Below are 18346 nucleotides of genomic sequence, written 5' to 3' on the forward strand. Positions count from 1 at the left end.
CTTACCAAACTTCCCCGGGTGGACACCGGGCAAGAATCCGTCGCAGACGCGGTGCGCTCAGAGCGGGACTCTGCCGCACTGACGTAGTGGTGATCTAGTACCCGGCCTCGACGTCGACCTCGGTCGACATCTTCTCCCCCGCTTCGAAGAGGTCCCAGTTCTTCAACGCCAGCGCCCCGATACGGCGTTCCATGTACCGCGGGATATTCGCGGTGTGCGGCGTGATCACACAGTTATCCAGGTCCCACAGCTTGTGGTCCGCCGGCAGCGGCTCCGGCTCCGTCACGTCAAGACCAGCGCCACGGAGCTTGCCGTTGACCAGTGCGTCGGTGAGCGCCTCCGTATCAATCAGCGGACCGCGCCCAACATTGACGACGACCGCCGTGTCCTTCATCTGCTCAATCCGATCAGTGTTCACCATGTGGCGGGTCTCCTCCGTCAACGGGGTAAGCAGGACAAAGTAATCGTGATCGGCCCAGACCTCGTCGGCATCCTTCATGGCAACGGTCCGGTCCGCACCGTCCACCGGGTTGCCCGAGCGGTTCACGGCGGTGATCTCCATACCGAACGGCTCCAAGAAGCGGATCAGGGTTTTACCGATGCCACCAGCACCAATCAGGGCGAGCTTCTTGTTATCGAAGAGGTACTCCTTCTCTTTGAACAGCTGTGTGTTGTTCCACTCGCGATCCACGGCCTTCATACGGTGCTCCACGGCAAGCAGGAGGGCGAGGGTGGATTCGGCCACGGTGTCGTCGTAAAGCCCACCCGCATTAGCAAAGCGCACACCGTTGGCCGCATGTTCAGTCAGGATGCCAGCCTCCAGCAGACCTTCAATGCCGGCGTACTGGATCTGCACGACCTTCACGCTGTCCGGCAGCTCATCCGGGAAATCCTTCGGACCGCCGCCGAACAGTACCAAGTCCGGGTTGTCCTCGAGAGCGACATACTCATGGCCCTGTGCCTCCAGCGCGGCGATGGGCTCGTCTTTGGGCTTTGGCAAATACGTGAACTTCATGCCTGCCCAGAGTACGGAAGAACCCGACCCCCGGCACCGACATTGGAACTATTCGAGTGTCCACGATCGCACGGGCGCCACCCCTGTAAGGAAGTTAACAGTGCCCGTCAAGAATTCCTCAAGAAAACTCGCTTAATCACACCTATAGGACCTGTAGTGTTTCCCCGACACCTGTAGAAGAAAGTGCATTGCCTATGACAACTCCCCTCTCACCCGAGCTCGTGATCTACATGATGGAAAACGGCTACCGCCAGGTAGAAATCGCCCGTGAGTACAACGTTTCCCGCCAATACATCCATCAACTGGCAAAACAAGCCGGCTACACCTCTCCAATCACCACCGTCCAAGAGAACCTGCCCTGGGACGTCGATCCGGCCCTCACCAAAAACGCCACCTTCGTCGCATTCCGTCTCATCGGACACGAAATGGTCGCGCCCGGGAAACTGACGAACGAGTCCCGCGAACGCGCCAACGGTCTCATGAAACGCCTCCGCCAATTCGACGTGGTCATCGACTACGACCCGTCCTACCCGCCCATCATGGGACTGACCAACACTCCAGGATTCGCCTACCTTCCGCGCACAGCTAGCGACGAAAACTTCCTGATGAAGATCAAACCCGAAACCCGCATCACCCCACTCGGCGAAAAAATCTGGCGGATGCCCACCGAACTGTTCCGCTAACGCCTACAGCCTGGACTACAACCTGGACGCGTAGTTGCTCAGGTAGTCCGCGTGGACGACTGGGCGGCGCTGGTGTTCGGGCAACTCGTCGGAGTGGCGACCCAGCATCCCGGCGAGTTCGGCGGCGTCGTACGCCACCTCGCCACGGCCAATGGCTTCAGAGTCGGGCCCGAGGATCTCCACGATGTCGCCAGCGTGGAACTCGCCTTCGATCCCGGTGATCCCCACCGCGAGCAGGCTTGTGCCGCCACGGGTCACGGCTTCGACCGCACCTTCATCCAAGCGCAGCACACCTTCCGCGTCTGCTGCATAGAGCGCCCAGAACTTCCAGGCCGACAGCTTCCGGCCTGGTCGTGTGTGGAACACTGTGCCCACCTGTCCGTGGTCGAGTGCGGCGTCGATGTTCTCCGTTGCAGTCAGTAGCACCGGCACGCCGCCGCGCGCCGCCAAGCGGGCCGCCGACACCTTCGCGGCCATGCCACCAGTGCCGAAGACACCGCCATCGCCGGCTTGGACGGTTTCAAGGTCCTTGCCGGTTCGGACTTCGTCGATACGCACTGCCCCGGGTTCGGCCGGGTTGCGGTCGTAGAGCGCATCCACATCAGAGAGCAGCACCAACGCGTCCGCAGCGATCAGCGTAGCGACGATCGCCGACAACCGGTCGTTATCACCAAAGCGCATCTCAGAGGTGGCCACCGTGTCGTTTTCGTTGACAATCGGCACCGCACCCATCTGACGCAGCCGCTCGAGAGTGCGCTGCGCGTTGCGGGCCCGCTCACGCGAACCTGCATCCGACTGGGTGAGCAACACCTGGCCAGTCGTCCGGCCATAGCGGGCGAAGGAGGCACCCCACACCTGAGCCAGGTGAATCTGGCCGACCGACGCTGCGGCCTGCTTCGTCGCCAAATCACGCGGGCGCGTCTTCAACCCGAGCGGGACCATGCCGGCGGCGATCGCACCGGAGGACACGACAACCACGTCGGTACCGCGGGCGATGCGTCCTTCGATGGCGTCGACGATGCGGTCGATTTTTGCTGGGGATACCTGCCCGGTGTCGTCGACAAGCGAACTGGTGCCCAGTTTCACCACAATGCGACGTGCGGACGCGATCTGGCTGCGAAGATCCGACATCCCTATCCCTGCCAGCGCTCGCGATCGGCCTCTTCGCCGGTGCCGTAGTCGTACTCGTCGATCAGGCCACGACGAGCCTGCGATGCACGCTTGCGCTCCGCCGAGGACACACGGTCGGTGCCGCCAAGACGCGCGTCCTGACCACGGCCGGCAAGGGTCGGGTCGCCACCAATCGACGGCTCCCAGTCAAAGGAGATCTCACCAATCGTGACCGTATCGCCCTCTTCCGCGCCGAGCTTGCGCAGCATTTCCTCCACGCCAGCTTTGTTCAGACGGTCAGAGAGGTAGCCGATGGCCTCGTCGTTTTCAAAGTCGGTCTGGCGGATCCAACGCTCCGCCTTCTCACCGGTAACCAGCCAACCCTCCGGGTACATCGGGTCGCGGGTGACCTCGATGCCGCCACGGTTGGAACGACCCACCGCGCGCGGACGGATCACCTCAGCCTCAGCGGTGCGCTCCGGCTTCGGGCGAGCCTTGCGGGCCTTCTTGACGATCTCCCACATCGCCCACTTCAGCTCATCAAGACCTTCGCGGGTGGCGGTGGAAATCATGTAGATCGGCCAGCCGAACTTCTCCTCGATGTCGTCCTTGAGGAACTCCGCGAGCTCCTTAGCCTCCGGCACGTCCATCTTGTTCAGCACCACAATGCGGGGACGCTCGCGCAGATCGCCCAGGCCGGTGTCCATATCCAACGCCTCGGCGTAGGTATCCAATTCGTGCTCCAGCGCCTCGATGTCAGAGATCGGGTCGCGCCCCGGCTCCATCGTGGCCACATCCACGATGTGGGCCAGCACGGCGGTGCGCTCGATGTGACGCAGGAAGTCCAGACCAAGCCCCTTGCCCTGGCTTGCCCCCGGGATCAGCCCGGGCACATCGGCGATGGTGAACGTGTCATGGCCAACGTTGACCACACCCAGGTTCGGCGCGAGCGTGGTGAAGGGGTAGTCCGCAATTTTCGGCTTTGCCGCGGAGAGCACTGCAATTAACGACGACTTCCCCGCCGACGGGAAACCCACCAGGCCCACATCAGCCATGGACTTCAGTTCCAGGATCAGGTCCAGCGCTTGGCCCGGTTCACCCTTGAGCGCGAAGCCCGGTGCCTTGCGCTTGGCGGTAGCCAGCGCAGCATTGCCCAGCCCACCGAAACCGCCTTCTGCGGCGATGAAGCGGGTGCCAGGCACGGTGAGGTCTGCGAGCACCTCGCCCTCTTCGCTGCGCACAACGGTGCCGACCGGCACCTCGAGCACGAGATCCTCGCCGCGTGCACCGTTGCGCCAATCACCCGCGCCGTTGCCACCACGCTTCGCCTTCACATGCGGGCGGTATTGGAAATCCAGCAGGGTGTGGACCTGTGTGGAAACCTCAAGGATGATGTCGCCACCGTGCCCGCCGTTGCCACCGTCCGGTCCGCCGAGGGGTTTGAACTTTTCGCGGTGGACGGACACACAGCCGTGGCCACCATCGCCGGCTTGGAGGTGCAGGGTGGCACGGTCAACGAATTGAGCCATGGTTGTTTTCCGCCTTTCTGTAACACGGACGATGATATGCAAAAAGCGCCGCAAGCCCGAATGCACGGGACCTGCGGCGCCGAAGCGTTACACGCGCTTACGCGGTTGCGGTGTTTTCCTCAACAACGCCTGCTGCCTCAGCCTGCTCGAGGACCTCGGAAGCAACACCCTGGCCGTCAGCCGGGATGATGTTGACAATGCGACGCTTGCGCTTGATGCCGAACTGCACGGAGCCGGAGGCCAGTGCGAACAGCGTGTCGTCGCCACCACGGCCGACGTTGTCGCCCGGGTGGAACTTGGTGCCGCGCTGGCGGACGATGATCTCGCCGGCCTTGACCTGCTGGCCACCGAAGCGCTTCACACCGAGGCGCTTCGACTCAGAGTCACGACCGTTCGAGGAGCTGGATGCACCCTTCTTGGTTGCCATAGTTCAATCTCTCCTAGTTGGTTACTTGATGCCAGTGATCTTGACGGTGGTCAGCGGCTGGCGGTGACCCTGACGGACCTTGTAGCCGGTCTTGTTCTTGTACTTCAGAATCTTGACCTTCTTGCCCTTGCCCTGCTCAACGATCTCCGCAGAGACCTTTGCCTTGGACAGAGCGTCGGCACCGGAGGTGACGTTTGCGCCATCAACGAGAAGGACCGGGGTGAGTTCGACCTTGTCGCCTGCTTCACCCTCAAGCTTCTCGACCTTGACGAGGTCGCCTTCGGCAACCTTGTACTGCTTGCCGCCGGTCTTGACGATCGCGTACATAGAGGGTTACCCCTTATCTCTACTCGCCCAACCTCGGCATGCAACGAGGTCGGAATGGAACAACTTAAGCGTTTTAGGGCCTAACGTGGCCAGCCGTGCCCGCATGCAAAGGCAACGAGGCGGCACGCCCCAAAACAGCGACTGCCAAAGACTACACCGCCCCTACGCGTTACTCCAAACCGCGCCCGCCACCACGTCGGGTAGCACGGCGGCGGCCACGTCGTGCAGCAGGCGCTTGTCGACGAGTCTCCTTCTTCACCGGCTTGTCCTCCGGATCCGCTGCGACGTGCTGACGCACCGGCGCAGAGGTTGCCGACTTGCGGACAACACGACGGCGACCACGACGGTTCGTCTTCGTCGTCACCTGCACGGTTGCCCCTGCTTCTGCGCTCCTCGATTTACGAGACGCACTGCGCTTCGGGGTCTTTTCTTCCTGCTGTACCTGCTGTTCCTGCTGCGCTTGCGACTCCTGCTCGAAGTCTTCCCGGCGCGGCCTGTGATCGGATCGGGAGTTGCCGCGCGTGCGACGCTTGCGGCGCGGCGAGGCCTCGAACTCCTCAACCGCTTCCTCGTACGTCTGGGTCGGCTTCTCTGGCTGCGCCGGCTTGTCGGACCGCTCGCCGCGCTCCGGGGTGGTGTCGCTGTCACGCTGCCCATCACGCTGCTCAGTGCGCTGCTCACCACGCTGCGGGGCGTCGGAGCGGCCGCGGCCACGGCTGCCGCCACGGCGCCCACGACGGCGGGTCTGGCGCGGCTTCTCTTCGCCAGCCGACTCTTCAGTCGGCTCCTCAGCGGAGCCGTTTACAGATTTGTCAGAGGAGAAGATGGAGTCGAGCAGTTCGTCCATGTGGTCGTCGTCAAGCGGCTGCTTCTGCTGCGGCTTGCGCTGAGGCTGCTTCGACTCGCGCGACTTGCGAGCAGGGCGGTCGGGCTTCCTCTCCTCGGCCTCGACGGGGTCCTCGGTGAGCACAACACCGCGGCCATCACAGCACTCGCACGGCTTGGAGAACGTCTCCAGCAGGCCGGTGCCCAGGCGTTTGCGAGTCAACTGCACCAGGCCCAGCGAGGTCACCTCAGAGACCTGGTGGCGGGTGCGGTCGCGGCCCAGCGCCTCGTTGAGACGGCGCAGCACGAGGTCCTGGTTTTCCGGCAGGATCATGTCGATGAAGTCGATGATGATCATGCCGCCAATGTCACGCAGACGAATCTGACGCACGATCTCCTCAGCCGCCTCGAGGTTGTTCGAGGTGACCGTCTCCTCCAGCGAGCCACCAGAGCCGGTGAACTTGCCGGTGTTGACGTCGATCACCGTCATCGCCTCAGTGCGGTCAATGACCAACGTGCCGCCCGACGGCAGCCACACGGTGCGCGACAGTGCCTTGGAGATCTGTTCGTCGACACGGTATTCCTCGAACGCGTCCTTGCCCTCGTGGGCACCCCGGTCGAACTTCTCCAACCGATCCAGCAGATCCGGCGCAACCGACTGCACGTACGCGTGCACGGTGTTCCAGGGCTTCCGGCCATCCACAATCAGGGAGGTGAAGTCCTCGTTGAACAGGTCGCGCACAACCTTGACCAGCAGGTTCGGCTCTTCGTAGAGGGTCACCGGCTTGGCACCCTTGGAGTTTTTCTCCTCCTCGGCACGTTTTTGGATCGAGGTCCACTGGTTGTGGAGACGGTTCACGTCCGCAGCAATCGCTTCCTCGCTGACGCCCTCTGCGGCGGTGCGGATGATGGCACCGCCCTTGCCCGGCACCACGTCCGCAAGGATCTGCTTGAGGCGCTTGCGCTCCGGGGTAGGCAACTTGCGGGAGATACCTGCGCTGCGCCCACCCGGGACGTAGACGAGGTAGCGGCCCGCGAGCGAAATCTGGGTACTCAACCGTGCACCCTTGTGCCCGATCGGATCCTTAGTCACCTGCACCAGCACTTGGTCGCCGGACTTCAGCGCATGCTCGATGCGGCGCGAACGCCCACCGAGGCCGGCAGACTTCCAATCCACCTCGCTGGCGTAGAGCACACCGTTGCGGCCCTGCCCGATGTCGATGAAGGCAGCTTCCATACTCGGCAGCACGTTTTGCACACGCCCCAGGTAGATGTTGCCAATCATCGAGGCCTGCGCATCGGAGGTAACAAAGTGCTCGACGAGCATGCCGTCTTCAAGCACACCAACCTGCGTGATCCGCCCCTGCCCGTCGTGGCGCTCCCGTTCACGCACGACCATGTGGCGCTCGACCGATTCGCGGCGCGCCAAGAACTCCGCCTGGCTCACAATGCGGGAGCGCTTGCGGTGTTCCTCGCGGCGCTCCGAGCGACGACGGCGCTGCGCCTCCAGACGAGACGACCCCTTGATCGCCACAGGCTCGTCGATCTCGCTGTGCGTATCGACGACACCCTCACCCGAATCCTCCACCCGATCATCTTCGAGTGGCTCGTCTACCGGACGCTTCTGCGGGGCGGTGTCCTCGGCCGGCTTCGCCTTGCGGGTGGCGCGGCGGCGTTCCGAACGCGTCGGTGCCTTAAACAGCGGCGCGTGGGTCGCGGGGATGCGATCCTCTTCCGGATCCTCCTGCGGCGCCGGGGTGATCTCGGGCTCGATGTCGGTGAGCGGTTCCTCAGCCGGTTCCTCCGCTGGTTCTTCGGCAGGCTCCTCGGCCGGTTCTTCAGCCGTCTGCAGTTCCGCCTCGACCTTTTCTTCGATCTGGTGGATCTCGTTTTCCACGTCCTTGCGAACGCGGTTACGGATCTTCTCATCCGCCTCTTTATCGCGCTCAGGGTCGGATGTGGTGCTGGCCCCTGCCGCCAAGGCGTCGAGAAGCATGTCTGCTTCCGCCTTGGTCAGCGTGGACTGCGCAACCTTCACCAGACCTAAGTCTGCGAGTGCGACAACCAAGTCCTTCGATGGGACATCAAGCATTTTCGCCAGGTTGAACACCCTGGTCTTTTCCGACAGCGCCGAGCGGTCAAAATCGGCGAAACGGTTTGATTTATTTTTAGCCAAAGCGGCACGCTCCAGTGTTCCTGCCGTGGCCAACCGTCATGTCCGGGCGCCGGCAAGACTACCGAGCAGCCGCGCGGAACATCGTGTGCCACGGGTATGCAAAAGTTTCTCAGCTCCGAGTCATCCTTGCTCGTCGCCTGAGACTCATTCTTGCACAACTTTCGTGCCACAGATACGCGACGCTACTGCTCGGCGACACGCAGGAGATCAATCACCGCAGAAACCGGGGCGTCGCGGTGGTTTTCGGTCACCGCAGCACCGACGGCTACCTGGACAACACGGGTGGAGTTCAGACCGTCCACACCATGCTGTTCCATCATTTTGGTGACCATGCCCTTGAGCTCCTCAAGACCAGCGGAGGAAAACGCCTGCACTTCGCCCGGCTCGCGTTCGGAATCAACGAAAGCATAGACCGTCTGGCGTACGCGCTCTGCTTGTGCGCACGAGATGACATTGACAACCGCTTCAGCGAACTGCACAGGGTCCTTCAGGTCGACGCTGCCCCCCATGATCTCGTGGAACACCTTACGGCGGGACTCAAAAAGCTGATCCAGGCATGTGACCACGAGCTTTTCGCGCGTGGAATAGTAGTAACCGATCGACCCGACCGGCACTTTTGCTTCGGCGGCCACCTGCCGGTGGGTCACGCCGCGGAGCCCCTCGTTGAGCAGCAATTCAGTTGCTGCGTGAAGAATTGCTGCGCGCTTTTCAATCGCGCGCGCCTGCTCGGACCGTGATGACGTTGCCATCTACCCTCCATCGCATCGTGTAGACATGCGATTTCTTTAAATCCAATAAAAGCCGTAGAAAATCATAGAGTTTCGTTTCGTAGAAACGAAAACGGCACCTGCGCCCCTCACACGGGGCACGGTGCCGGGAAGCGGACTTACCGCTTAGAGGTTCGGGAACCAGATAGCGATCTCGCGCTCAGCGGACTCCGGAGAGTCAGAGCCGTGCACGACGTTCTCACCAACGGTCAGGGCGAAGTCGCCGCGAATGGTGCCAGGGGTTGCCTTGGACACCGGGTCAGTGCCGCCAGCGAGCTGACGCCACGCCTCGATGGCGCGCTCGCCCTCGACGATGCCAGCCACCAGCGGAGCGGAGGTGATGAAGTCGACCAGATCGCCGAAGAACGGCTTGTCCTTGTGCTCTGCGTAGTGCTTCTCAGCGGTCTCGCGGTCAGCGGTGCGCAGGTCGAGCTCGACGAGCTTCAGGCCCTTGCGCTCGATGCGGGAAATGATTTCGCCGACGTGGCCGTTTGCCACGCCGTCCGGCTTGATCAGGATCAGAGTACGTTCAGTCATGGCTCGCAATCTTACCCAACCCGACACGTGTTGCACGTCTTGGCTATGCCGTAGTCTTGCCCCCATGTGTCACCGCAGCCCACTTCCGGATATTGATCTACCGGGGACAACCCTGTTCGCGTCTGTCTTTGCGGCGGATGAAGAGGCGCTGCCGGATACCCCCGCAATTACGGAGATCGACACTGGCCGCACAGTCACGTACCCGCAGTTGCGTGCGTTGGCGCTCGGCACTGCGGCCTCGCTCGCCGCGCGCGGCGTGGGCCCGGGCAGCGTCGTCGAGCTGCGCATGCCGAACTCCATCAACTTCGCCGCGGGCCTCCTCGGCGCATCCGCGACTGGCGCACGTGTGTGCGTCATTGGGCATTCGCTTATCGACGACGAAGCGAACCACCTCGCAACCCTCGCCCACACCACTGACCGCGTCACCGCCGAGGACATCCGCCCCGGCGAGTTCGACCCCGTCGGAAGCGCTGACGACGTTGCGGTGATTCCGTTTTCCTCCGGCACCACAGGCCTGCCGAAAGGCGTGGAGTTAACCCACGTCGCGATCACCGCCAACGCCGCCCAGTTCAACGCAGCACTGGCTGCAAGCGGCATCGGCCGGGGCGGTGGTGTGATCGCCCCCCTGCCGTTTTCACACATCTATGGGCTCAACACACTGCTGTTGTCGTCGCTGACCGCACGCCGACACGTCACCACCGCGGCCCGCTTCAACCTTGCTGAGTTCACCGCTGCCCACCGCGGCCGCGCAATCGATGTGTCCTACATCGCTCCCCCGCTTGCACTCGCGTTGTCCAACCACCCCACCCCTGAAGATTTCGCCACCACCCGTTTTTTGGTGTGCGGCGCGGCATCGCTGGATACGAACCTGGCGCGCAAAGTCGAGCGCCACATCGGCGTTGAAATCCTCCAAGGCTACGGCACGACCGAATCCGCACCCGTGACCCACGTCGGCATCTCCGGCAAGTCCGATCCGGGCACGATCGGGTTCGCCATCCCCAACACCGAGTTCCGCCTCAGCCAGGACAACGAACTCCTCGTGCGCGGGCCTCAACTCATGCGTGGCTACTTGGACAACCCGGCTGCCACCGCAAACGCCATCCGGGACGGTTGGCTGCACACCGGCGACATCGCCCGGCTCAACGAGGATGAAACGGTCACTATCATCGACCGCGCCAAGGACGTGTTCAAGTACCACGGGTTCCAAATCGCCCCCGCAGAACTCGAAGCGCTCCTGCTTACCCACCCCGACATCGACGACGTGGCCGTCACAGGCCACCGCCGAACGGTAGACGGGGTGGTTGAGGAGGTGCCACGTGCGTTCGTCGTCACGCAAACGGCGCTGAGTGAAGACGACATCATGGCATGGGTTGCGCAGCGCGTCACCCCCTACAAAAAGGTGCGAATGGTCACCTTCGTCGATGCGATCCCCCGAAGCGCAGCAGGCAAAATCCTGCGGCGCGAACTTACGTCCCCAGGTGCTGAGTAACCAGGTAACCGTGACGCATGCGCTGAATCATCTCCGAGCGCATTTGAATGATGAAGTACCACACGATGCCGAAGATCACGCCCACAGCGGTCACCGACCAGTGGATGAAAAAGCCAAAAATTAGTGGAACCTGCAACGCCAGGTCGATCCACAGGGCGCCGGGCTTGCGCTGAAACGCAGCCATCACCACGTGCGCCAGCCCAATGACGGTGATGTAGACCCAGTTAAACGTGGTCCAGTGCTCACCCTCATCCACCTTGAGGATCACCGTGAGAATGAGCAGCACCGTGATCGCTTCCATGATCAACGTGCCGGAAAGAACACCGCTGAGCCCCGCCATCGGATCCTTCACCGGAGCGTGACCGGGCCCAAGTGGGCCCATTTCCTGCTGCGTCTGCTTTCTCGCCATGGTGGTAATCGTAGCCAGACCTAGCTGGCATCCATAACCTGCGCCCGGCGCGGCGCCGCTGCAAGGTAGACAATGAACGGCAGCGCGAGAACGAACAACCCCACGGTGCCAATCGTCGCTCGAGGACCTTCCGGGATGACCTGCAGCACGGTAAACAGCCACGCGAGCGCCGACAAAATGTACACGTTCAGGGTTTTGCGCAGCAGGTGGTTGACGTCGCGGTCTACCTTCACCGACTCGTTAATGCTCGGTACACCAAGTTGTCCGCGCAGTTTCGACGGAATACCAATGACCGCATCGAGTGGCTCGATGACGCTGATGTGGGAGTTCTGGCGGAAACGGGCGTCATCGACAATCGCCATCGCACGCGCCGCAATCGTCCGGTCGCCGTAGCGCAGCCGCACAATATCCGAATCTTCGATGCCCAACGACTGCATCGAATCCGCAGTGAGGCGCACTACCGCGCGGGACTCGTCGATGTCGTTCGGTCGGGCGACCCGCATCACGTAGGTTCGCGAACCGAGGAGTTTCCTCGCGGTCCAGTACCACGACCTGCGCAGCGGGTTCTTGCGCGCGGTGGAGCGTTCGTTGTCCCCGAACACCGACGTGCCCTCCCCTTCGATCATCGGCACGACCATGATGTCGAAGAATTTCGCTGCGCGAAGGGCCCTATTGATTTGGATGCGGTCTGGGTACGCGATGTCGTCGATACGCTCGCGCGGCCAAACACCCCTGTCCTTGTAGTGGGCGTCAATGAGCGTGTGGTGCTCTGGCGGGATCGCGTCACGATGCGCCTTTGTGATGTCCATCGGCGGGTGCAGGCGCAACAGGATGCGCTGGTAACGAGAAATCTTGATGGTGCCCTCGGAGTATTCGCCTTCTGGGAACGTCTCAATCTCGTCGCGGGTGACAACGAACGAGCACCTGGTAAACGGGCACACCACCCGGTAGTGCTCCGCCTCCGGCAGCCGGGCGCGAACTGCTTCGCTGATCACGATCGAGCTATCGCCCGCCTTGTCCGCGCGCTGTTTCACGTTGGTGGAAAACACCTCCGCGTGCACAGGCTGAACCGACGCGACACCGTCAGGCACGGCATGGAGGATGCGTGCGGTTGCAGATGCCTCCTCGCCCGCACCACCCTTGATCAACTGCACCGCGGTGGTGCCGTCCAACAGCGCCGGGTGGAAATCGCTGAGCCCCTCCCAGCCCGGCCAATCCCGGCCGATGACCAGTGAGTTCACCGGGTAGGTTGCCACACTGGCTTTCTTCCCGCTGAGCCGCACCTCACGGGCCGGCAGGTACATCTCGGTCATAGCTGCTCCAGATATTCAACGACTGCTGCTGCGACATCGATTCCGGTGGTTTCCGTCAGCGACGCAAACTGCGCGTTCGAGTTCACCTCGCCGACCAGGGGGTCTTGCGCATCAAGGAAGTCCACCGACCCAATATCCAGCCCGAGCGCTGCCATCGCGGCGCGCGCAACGTCGACGTATTCGGCCGGGGGATCCCAGGCTTCCGCACGCCCACCACCTGTGATGTTGGCGCGGAAATCTCCACCTTGGCCAAAGCGCCGCATCGCTGCGACGGGTGTGTCGCCCACCATGTAGATCCGCGCGTCGCGGCCGTGCGAGCCGGCAACATACTCCTCCACAATCACCGGTGAGGGGTACGCCTCACGCAGCACGTCGATGAGCTCGTCGCGGCTATTTACAAGAAACACCCCGCTGCCCCACGACCCAACGGCATGTTTCGCCACCGCCGGAAACCCCAGGGCATATTCGACGGCGGCGAGAAACTCGCTGTTCGCCCATTCCTCCGCCTCGAGGTTGCGGTACACCAGCGGCGCGGTGATCGTTTTCGGGTGCGCGATCCCCGCCCGAGTCAGCGCCGCATGCGTGTACGCCTTGTTGTCGCACAGCGCAATGCTTTGCGACGAATTCACGCACCTGACCCCGAACGCCTCCAACTGCGCAACCGCGGCGACATCCTTATCCATGATGAAGGCCACCTCGGGAAGGTCCTCCAAATGAGTAACTGCGTAGTCGGTGGTCACACGCTCAATCTGGCCGTGTGATGCCCCGATGATCTGGTCGAACTGCCACTCAAACTTGTCCCAGTGCAGCCATCGGTTGGTCACCAGCCAGGTCGGTTTCACGCCAATTCCTCCGCAAAGCGCTGCACGATGCGCGTCAACGCAGCGAGCATGTGTTCGCGCGGCCCCTCGTCGAGCGCAGCACTGTTCATCTCCACCTGCACGTACGGAATGTTGGTACGCAGCGCGACGTCGGAGGACACGCGGTGAAGTCCCATTGCGGGAAAGATTTCGTCGACAAGCACGGGCACCCCGCACGCGTTGAACTCGGCGACCACAATGTCGCGCACCCGCCAATCGTCGTGGATGTTGCGCCCGCGACCGGTTCCCAGGATTACCTGATCGGGCCGGTCCGGGTTCATCTGGTGCAAGTCGATGCCCGCAACGATCCCACGCTGCTCGACCTCGCGCACCGCGACGTCCCGGAACGGACTGTGCTCGTCCGAGTTCGGATCCGCCTTATCCGCGTCGGTCTTGATCAACGCTGTCGCGCCTACGTGCTCGTGGAGTTGCTCCGCGAGCCAACGGGTCGCGGGCTCCGCAAGCTTGATCTTGCCGTCGCGCTGCTGCTCAACAGCGTGCGGCGCCGTAACAATCACAGGCGCCGTGCCAGGCAACAGCAGGTGCGCGGTCACTGCACACCCCGCGACGAACGCAGGTAGGTGCGCGCCTGACCTGCGGTGGCAACGGAGCCGGTGATGAGCACACCGACGCCTTCGGGGCCTTCCTCCTCGGCCAACTCGATGGCGAGTTCGATCGCCGAGGGCAGGTTGTCGTCGACACGCACACGCTCATCGCCGAAGATCTCGTAGGCGATCTCCGCCAACTCGTAGGCATCCATCGCGCGCGGGTCGGTGTTCTGGGTGACCACCACATCCGCGAGCACCGGCTCGAGCGCTGCCAGCATCGCGCGAGCATCCTTGTCCGCGAAGATGGACACCACGCCGATGACGGACCGGTAGTTGAAGTCGCGCTGCATCGCCTCGGCAAGCGTGGCCGCACCGTGGGGGTTGTGGGCGGCGTCGATGAGCACCACCGGATCACCCAGCACACGCTCCACGCGCGCAGGCACCTTCACCTCCGCGAAGCCCTGGCGCACCGAATCCATATCCAACGGGTGCTCGCGGGACACGCCGAAGAAACTCTCCACCGCAGCCAGCGCCACCGAAGCGTTCTCTGCCTGGTGTGCGCCGGAAAGCGGCAAGAAAATGTCGTCGTAGACTCCGCCAAGGCCCTGCAGCGATAGTTGCTGGCCGCCGACGGCGACTGAGGAGTCGTCGATAGTAAAGTCGTGGCCCTGTCGCGCCACCGCCGCGCCGGTTTCCACCGCACGCTCCAGGATGACGTGCATCGCCTCCGGCTCCTGCTCAGCAACGATGGCGATGTTTTCCGCCGGTCCGTAGCCGTCGCGCTCCCGGGCCTTGATAATGCCTGCCTTGTGCGTGGCGATCTCCTCAATCGTCTCACCGAGGAACCGCTGGTGGTCGATACCGATCGGGGTGATGACGGACACGTCCGCCTCCACCACGTTCGTCGCATCCCAGGTGCCGCCCATGCCGACCTCGACGATCGCAACATCCACGGGTGCGTCCGCAAACGCCGCGTACGCAATGCCGACAAGCAGCTCGAAACGGCTCATCTCCGCCTCGCCGCGCTCGCGGAAGTGCGCGTCCACCATGTCCACGTACGGCTCAATGTCGCGCCAGACATCCACGAAACGGGTCTGGGAAATTTCCTCCCCGTCGATGAGGATGCACTCGGTGACACGCTCCAACTCAGGCGAGGTGAACAACCCCGTGCGACGGTTCAGCGCGCGAAGGATCGACTCCGCCATACGCGCCGTCGACGTCTTGCCGTTCGTGCCCGCCACGTGAATGACGTTGAAGGACTGCTGGGGCGTGCCCAGCAGATCCATCAGCATCGCAATGCGATCCAGCGACGGGTTCGGGTCATTCGCCGCCGCACGCGCATCCAACTTGGCAACCACCGTGTCAAAGTCCGGGTGGTCGCCCTCCGGAGCCAAGGTTGGTGCAGGCTCGTCGGTATCGGCGTCGGAGCCGTCCGCGCCACTTTCGGCCGACATGTCGGCCAGGTTGAGCGTGATGCCGTGATCGGTCATCTCCAGGTGGCCGAAGTCGGTGTCACGGCCGGATTCGAGGTCGGCGATGTCGATGCCCTCGAGGGCGTCGTCGCCAAGCTGTGCTCGAAGTGCCTCGTACGCTGCCCGCGCTTCCGGGTCGAACGACTTATCCGCCATTACTTCAGCGCCTCAAGACGAGCCGTGACGCGCTCAAACTCTTCCTGTGCGACCTTCTGACGCGCCTTGATCTTCTCGACGACCTGCGCCGGCGCATTAGCCAAGAACTGCTCATTGGCGAGCTGCCCGCCAGTGGTGTCGAGCTCCTTCTGCGCCGCCGCAAGCTCCTTTTCCAGGCGCTTGCGCTCCGCAGCGACATCGACGGTGTCGGAAGTATCCAACGCGACGTCCAGGTTGACCTTGCTCAGGCGCATCTCAATGCTTGCCGATGCCTCAAAGTCATCGTCCGGCGCCGTCACCTTCGCAATCTGGCGCACCATTGCCTCCTGGCCAACCAGATCAGCCGAAGCGAAGTCCAGGCGAGCCGGCACCTTCTGCGACGGCTTCACACCCTGATCAGAGCGGAAGCGACGCAGCTCGGTAATCAGTTTGATGGAATCTTCGATGCGACGGCGAGCGTCCTCGTCAGTCGCAGCACCACCGTTGGTGTCCTCTGCGGTCGGCCACGGCGCGAGCGTCACCGTTTCGCCGCCGGTCAGTGCCTTCCACAGCACCTCGGTGATAAACGGCATCGTCGGGTGCAGCAGGCGCAGCACAACATCGATCACACGGCCGAGGACAATCTTGGTGTTTTCACCCTGCTCGCTCTCGCCGTCCCGCGGGATCTGGGTCTTGGCGATCTCCAGGTACCAGTCGCACAGCTCATCCCACGCGAAGTGGTAAAGCGCCTCGTTGGCCTTGGCAAACTGGTAATCGTCCAGGTAGGCGTCCACCTTGGCGCGGACTTCCTCGGCTCGATCCAGGATCCAACGGTCAGCGTCGGTCAGCACCTCGCGTGCAGGCAACGCGTCCACGCGCGCGCCGTTCATGAGTGCGAACTTGGTGGCGTTAAACAGCTTGGTGGCAAAGTTGCGGGCGGCGGTGGCGTGGTCGTCGCCAATCGGCAGGTCCACACCCGGGTTCGCACCACGAGCCAGGGCGAAGCGCAGCGCATCTGCACCGTACCGCTCCACCCAATCCATCGGGTCGATGCCGTTGCCCAAGGACTTCGACATCTTGCGGCCCTTCTCGTCGCGCACCAGGCCGTGTAGGTACAGGTGCTCGAACGGGATCTGCGGGCGGCCATCCTTGCCCTCACCCAGGATCTCCGGGGTGGTCGAGCCTGCAAAGGTGCCGAACATCATCATGCGGGCAACCCAGAAGAACAGGATGTCGTATGCGGTGACCAGCACGGTGGTTGGGAAGAACTTCTCCAAATCCGGGGTCTTGTCCGGCCAACCCATCGTGGAAAACGGCCACAGTGCCGACGAGAACCAGGTATCCAAAACGTCTGGATCCTGCTCGTAGCCTGCCGGCGGCTCTTCGTCCGGGCCGACGCAAACCACGTCACGCTCGCCGTTGTCGTCCTCCGGGCCATACCAGATCGGGATGCGGTGGCCCCACCACAACTGGCGCGAAATGGTCCAGTCGTGCATGTTGTCCACCCAGTCGAAGTAGCGCTTCTCCATCGACTCCGGGTGAATCTTCGTGTCGCCTTCGCGCACGGCGTCGCCGGACATCTTGGCCAGTTCGTCGACCTTGACAAACCACTGCAGGGACAGGCGCGGCTCGATCGGCTCACCGGAGCGTTCCGAGTGGCCCACGGAGTGGACGTACGGGCGCACTTCCTTGACAATGCGGCCCTGCTCAGCCAGTGCCTCACGCACGGCGACGCGGGCTTCTTCGCGGCTCATGCCGTCAAACTTGGTGCCGGTATCGGCGATGCGACCTTTCTCGTCCATGACGATCGGCATCTCAAGGTCGTGGCGCAGACCCATCTCGTAGTCGTTCGGGTCGTGCGCCGGGGTGATTTTCACCGCACCGGTGCCGAGTTCCATGTCCACGTAGTCGTCGGCAATGACCTTGACCTGCATGCCTTCGCGCAGCGGGTGCTCGAAGACCTCGCCGATGAGGTGTGAGTAGCGCTCGTCGTCAGGGTGGACGGCGATGGCGACGTCGCCCAGCATCGTCTCCACACGCGTCGTGGCAACGATCAGGTGCGGTTGGTCGTCGTCAAGCGAGCCGTAGCGAATGGAGACGAACTCGCCCTCGACATCCTTGTATACGACCTCAATGTCGGACACGGCGGTCTCCAGCACCGGCGACCAGTTGACCAGGCGGTAATCGCGGTAGACCAGGCCGCGGTCGTAGAGCTGCTTAAAGATGGTCTGGACGGCGCGCGACAGGCCCTCGTCCAGCGTGAAGCGCTCGCGGGACCAGTCGACGGAATCGCCGATCGCACGCATCTGCGTGGTGATCGTGCCGCCGTACTGCTCCTTCCACTCCCACACCCGGTCGATGAACTCTTCACGGCCGTAGTCGTAGCGGTCCTTGCCTTCTTCGGCCTTGAGCTTCGCCTCGACCTTGGTCTGGGTGGCGATGCCTGCGTGGTCCATGCCCGGCAGCCACAGCACCTCGTAGCCTTGCATGCGCTTGCGGCGCACCAGGGAATCCATCAGCGTGTGGTCAAGAGCATGGCCCATGTGCAGCTGACCCGTCACGTTCGGCGGCGGCAGCACGATGGAGTACGCAGGCTTGTCAGAGTGGGCGTCGGCAGTGAAATAGCCTGCCTTGACCCAGCCTTCGTAGAGGTCGCGTTCGTGGTCGCTGGGCTCCCACGACTTCGGCAGCGCGTCAGTGCGGTTCAGATTTTTGTCAGTCACG

At 62.9% G+C, this 18346-nt stretch carries 16 protein-coding genes; 2 read left to right on the plus strand and 14 right to left on the minus strand.

Annotated elements, in window-relative coordinates; all coding sequences use genetic code 11:
• Positions 1-94 precede the first annotated feature (94 nt).
• The gene (locus tag HMPREF2617_RS05345; RefSeq protein WP_070840273.1) at positions 95-1015 is read right to left on the minus strand and encodes a D-isomer specific 2-hydroxyacid dehydrogenase family protein; all 921 of its coding nucleotides are present in this window, start codon (positions 1013-1015) and stop codon (positions 95-97) included.
• Positions 1016-1209: 194 nt separating this feature from the next.
• Here HMPREF2617_RS05345 and HMPREF2617_RS05350 point away from each other — a divergent pair, with 194 nt between their 5' ends.
• Entirely contained in the window at positions 1210-1698 is a 489-nt protein-coding gene (locus HMPREF2617_RS05350) for a hypothetical protein (protein WP_070453651.1), read from the plus strand.
• 15 nt (positions 1699-1713) lie between these two features.
• On the opposite strand, the gene proB is transcribed toward HMPREF2617_RS05350, so the two are convergent.
• The 7 genes from proB to ndk all read right to left on the minus strand — a co-directional run bounded on the left by proB (position 1714) and on the right by ndk (position 9396).
• Positions 1714-2829, minus strand: coding sequence for a glutamate 5-kinase (proB, locus tag HMPREF2617_RS05355; RefSeq protein ID WP_070840274.1), 1116 nt, complete (start codon positions 2827-2829; stop codon positions 1714-1716).
• A gap of 2 nt (positions 2830-2831) precedes the next feature.
• Positions 2832-4337, minus strand: a complete 1506-nt coding sequence (gene obgE, locus HMPREF2617_RS05360; RefSeq protein WP_070453657.1) for a GTPase ObgE — start codon at positions 4335-4337, stop codon at positions 2832-2834.
• Between the two features lie 97 nt (positions 4338-4434).
• Positions 4435-4764, minus strand: a complete 330-nt coding sequence (gene rpmA / locus HMPREF2617_RS05365; RefSeq protein ID WP_070421309.1) for a 50S ribosomal protein L27 — start codon at positions 4762-4764, stop codon at positions 4435-4437.
• Between the two features lie 21 nt (positions 4765-4785).
• Positions 4786-5091 carry a 50S ribosomal protein L21 gene (gene rplU, locus HMPREF2617_RS05370; RefSeq protein WP_070421308.1) on the minus strand — a complete coding sequence of 102 codons (306 nt, stop codon included), beginning with the start codon at positions 5089-5091 and terminating at the stop codon, positions 4786-4788.
• 169 nt (positions 5092-5260) lie between these two features.
• Positions 5261-8092: a translation initiation factor IF-2 N-terminal domain-containing protein gene (locus tag HMPREF2617_RS05375; protein WP_083323218.1), complete on the minus strand. Its 2832-nt coding sequence runs from the start codon at positions 8090-8092 to the stop codon at positions 5261-5263.
• A gap of 182 nt (positions 8093-8274) precedes the next feature.
• A complete protein-coding gene (locus tag HMPREF2617_RS05380; protein ID WP_070421307.1) occupies positions 8275-8841 on the minus strand; it encodes a TetR/AcrR family transcriptional regulator in 567 nt (188 codons plus the stop codon).
• 144 nt (positions 8842-8985) lie between these two features.
• Entirely contained in the window at positions 8986-9396 is a 411-nt protein-coding gene (gene ndk / locus HMPREF2617_RS05385) for a nucleoside-diphosphate kinase (protein ID WP_070421306.1), read from the minus strand.
• Between the two features lie 64 nt (positions 9397-9460).
• Between ndk and HMPREF2617_RS05390 the strand changes: the two genes are divergently transcribed.
• Positions 9461-10885: an AMP-binding protein gene (locus tag HMPREF2617_RS05390; RefSeq protein WP_070840275.1), complete on the plus strand. Its 1425-nt coding sequence runs from the start codon at positions 9461-9463 to the stop codon at positions 10883-10885.
• On the opposite strand, the gene HMPREF2617_RS05395 is transcribed toward HMPREF2617_RS05390, so the two are convergent.
• Genes HMPREF2617_RS05395 through HMPREF2617_RS05420 form a run of 6 tightly spaced genes read right to left on the minus strand, consistent with a single transcriptional unit; the run spans position 10863 to position 18345 of the window.
• Positions 10863-11294 carry a DUF4233 domain-containing protein gene (locus tag HMPREF2617_RS05395; protein WP_070840276.1) on the minus strand — a complete coding sequence of 144 codons (432 nt, stop codon included), beginning with the start codon at positions 11292-11294 and terminating at the stop codon, positions 10863-10865. The two genes, HMPREF2617_RS05390 and HMPREF2617_RS05395, sit on opposite strands and share 23 nt — an antisense overlap.
• 20 nt (positions 11295-11314) lie before the next feature.
• The gene (locus tag HMPREF2617_RS05400; protein WP_070840277.1) at positions 11315-12607 is read right to left on the minus strand and encodes a hypothetical protein; all 1293 of its coding nucleotides are present in this window, start codon (positions 12605-12607) and stop codon (positions 11315-11317) included.
• The gene (locus tag HMPREF2617_RS05405; RefSeq protein WP_070569658.1) at positions 12604-13449 is read right to left on the minus strand and encodes an ATP-grasp domain-containing protein; all 846 of its coding nucleotides are present in this window, start codon (positions 13447-13449) and stop codon (positions 12604-12606) included. The genes HMPREF2617_RS05400 and HMPREF2617_RS05405 overlap by 4 nt, the downstream gene beginning before the upstream one ends.
• Positions 13446-14021 carry a hypothetical protein gene (locus tag HMPREF2617_RS05410; protein ID WP_070569660.1) on the minus strand — a complete coding sequence of 192 codons (576 nt, stop codon included), beginning with the start codon at positions 14019-14021 and terminating at the stop codon, positions 13446-13448. Before HMPREF2617_RS05410 ends, HMPREF2617_RS05405 begins: the two co-directional genes overlap by 4 nt.
• Positions 14018-15643, minus strand: a complete 1626-nt coding sequence (locus tag HMPREF2617_RS05415; RefSeq protein ID WP_070840278.1) for a bifunctional folylpolyglutamate synthase/dihydrofolate synthase — start codon at positions 15641-15643, stop codon at positions 14018-14020. The genes HMPREF2617_RS05410 and HMPREF2617_RS05415 overlap by 4 nt, the downstream gene beginning before the upstream one ends.
• Entirely contained in the window at positions 15643-18345 is a 2703-nt protein-coding gene (locus HMPREF2617_RS05420; RefSeq protein ID WP_070840279.1) for a valine--tRNA ligase, read from the minus strand. Before HMPREF2617_RS05420 ends, HMPREF2617_RS05415 begins: the two co-directional genes overlap by 1 nt.
• Position 18346 lies beyond the last annotated feature (1 nt).

Source organism: Corynebacterium sp. HMSC070H05, from assembly GCF_001837615.1.
GTDB lineage: Bacteria > Actinomycetota > Actinomycetes > Mycobacteriales > Mycobacteriaceae > Corynebacterium > Corynebacterium coyleae.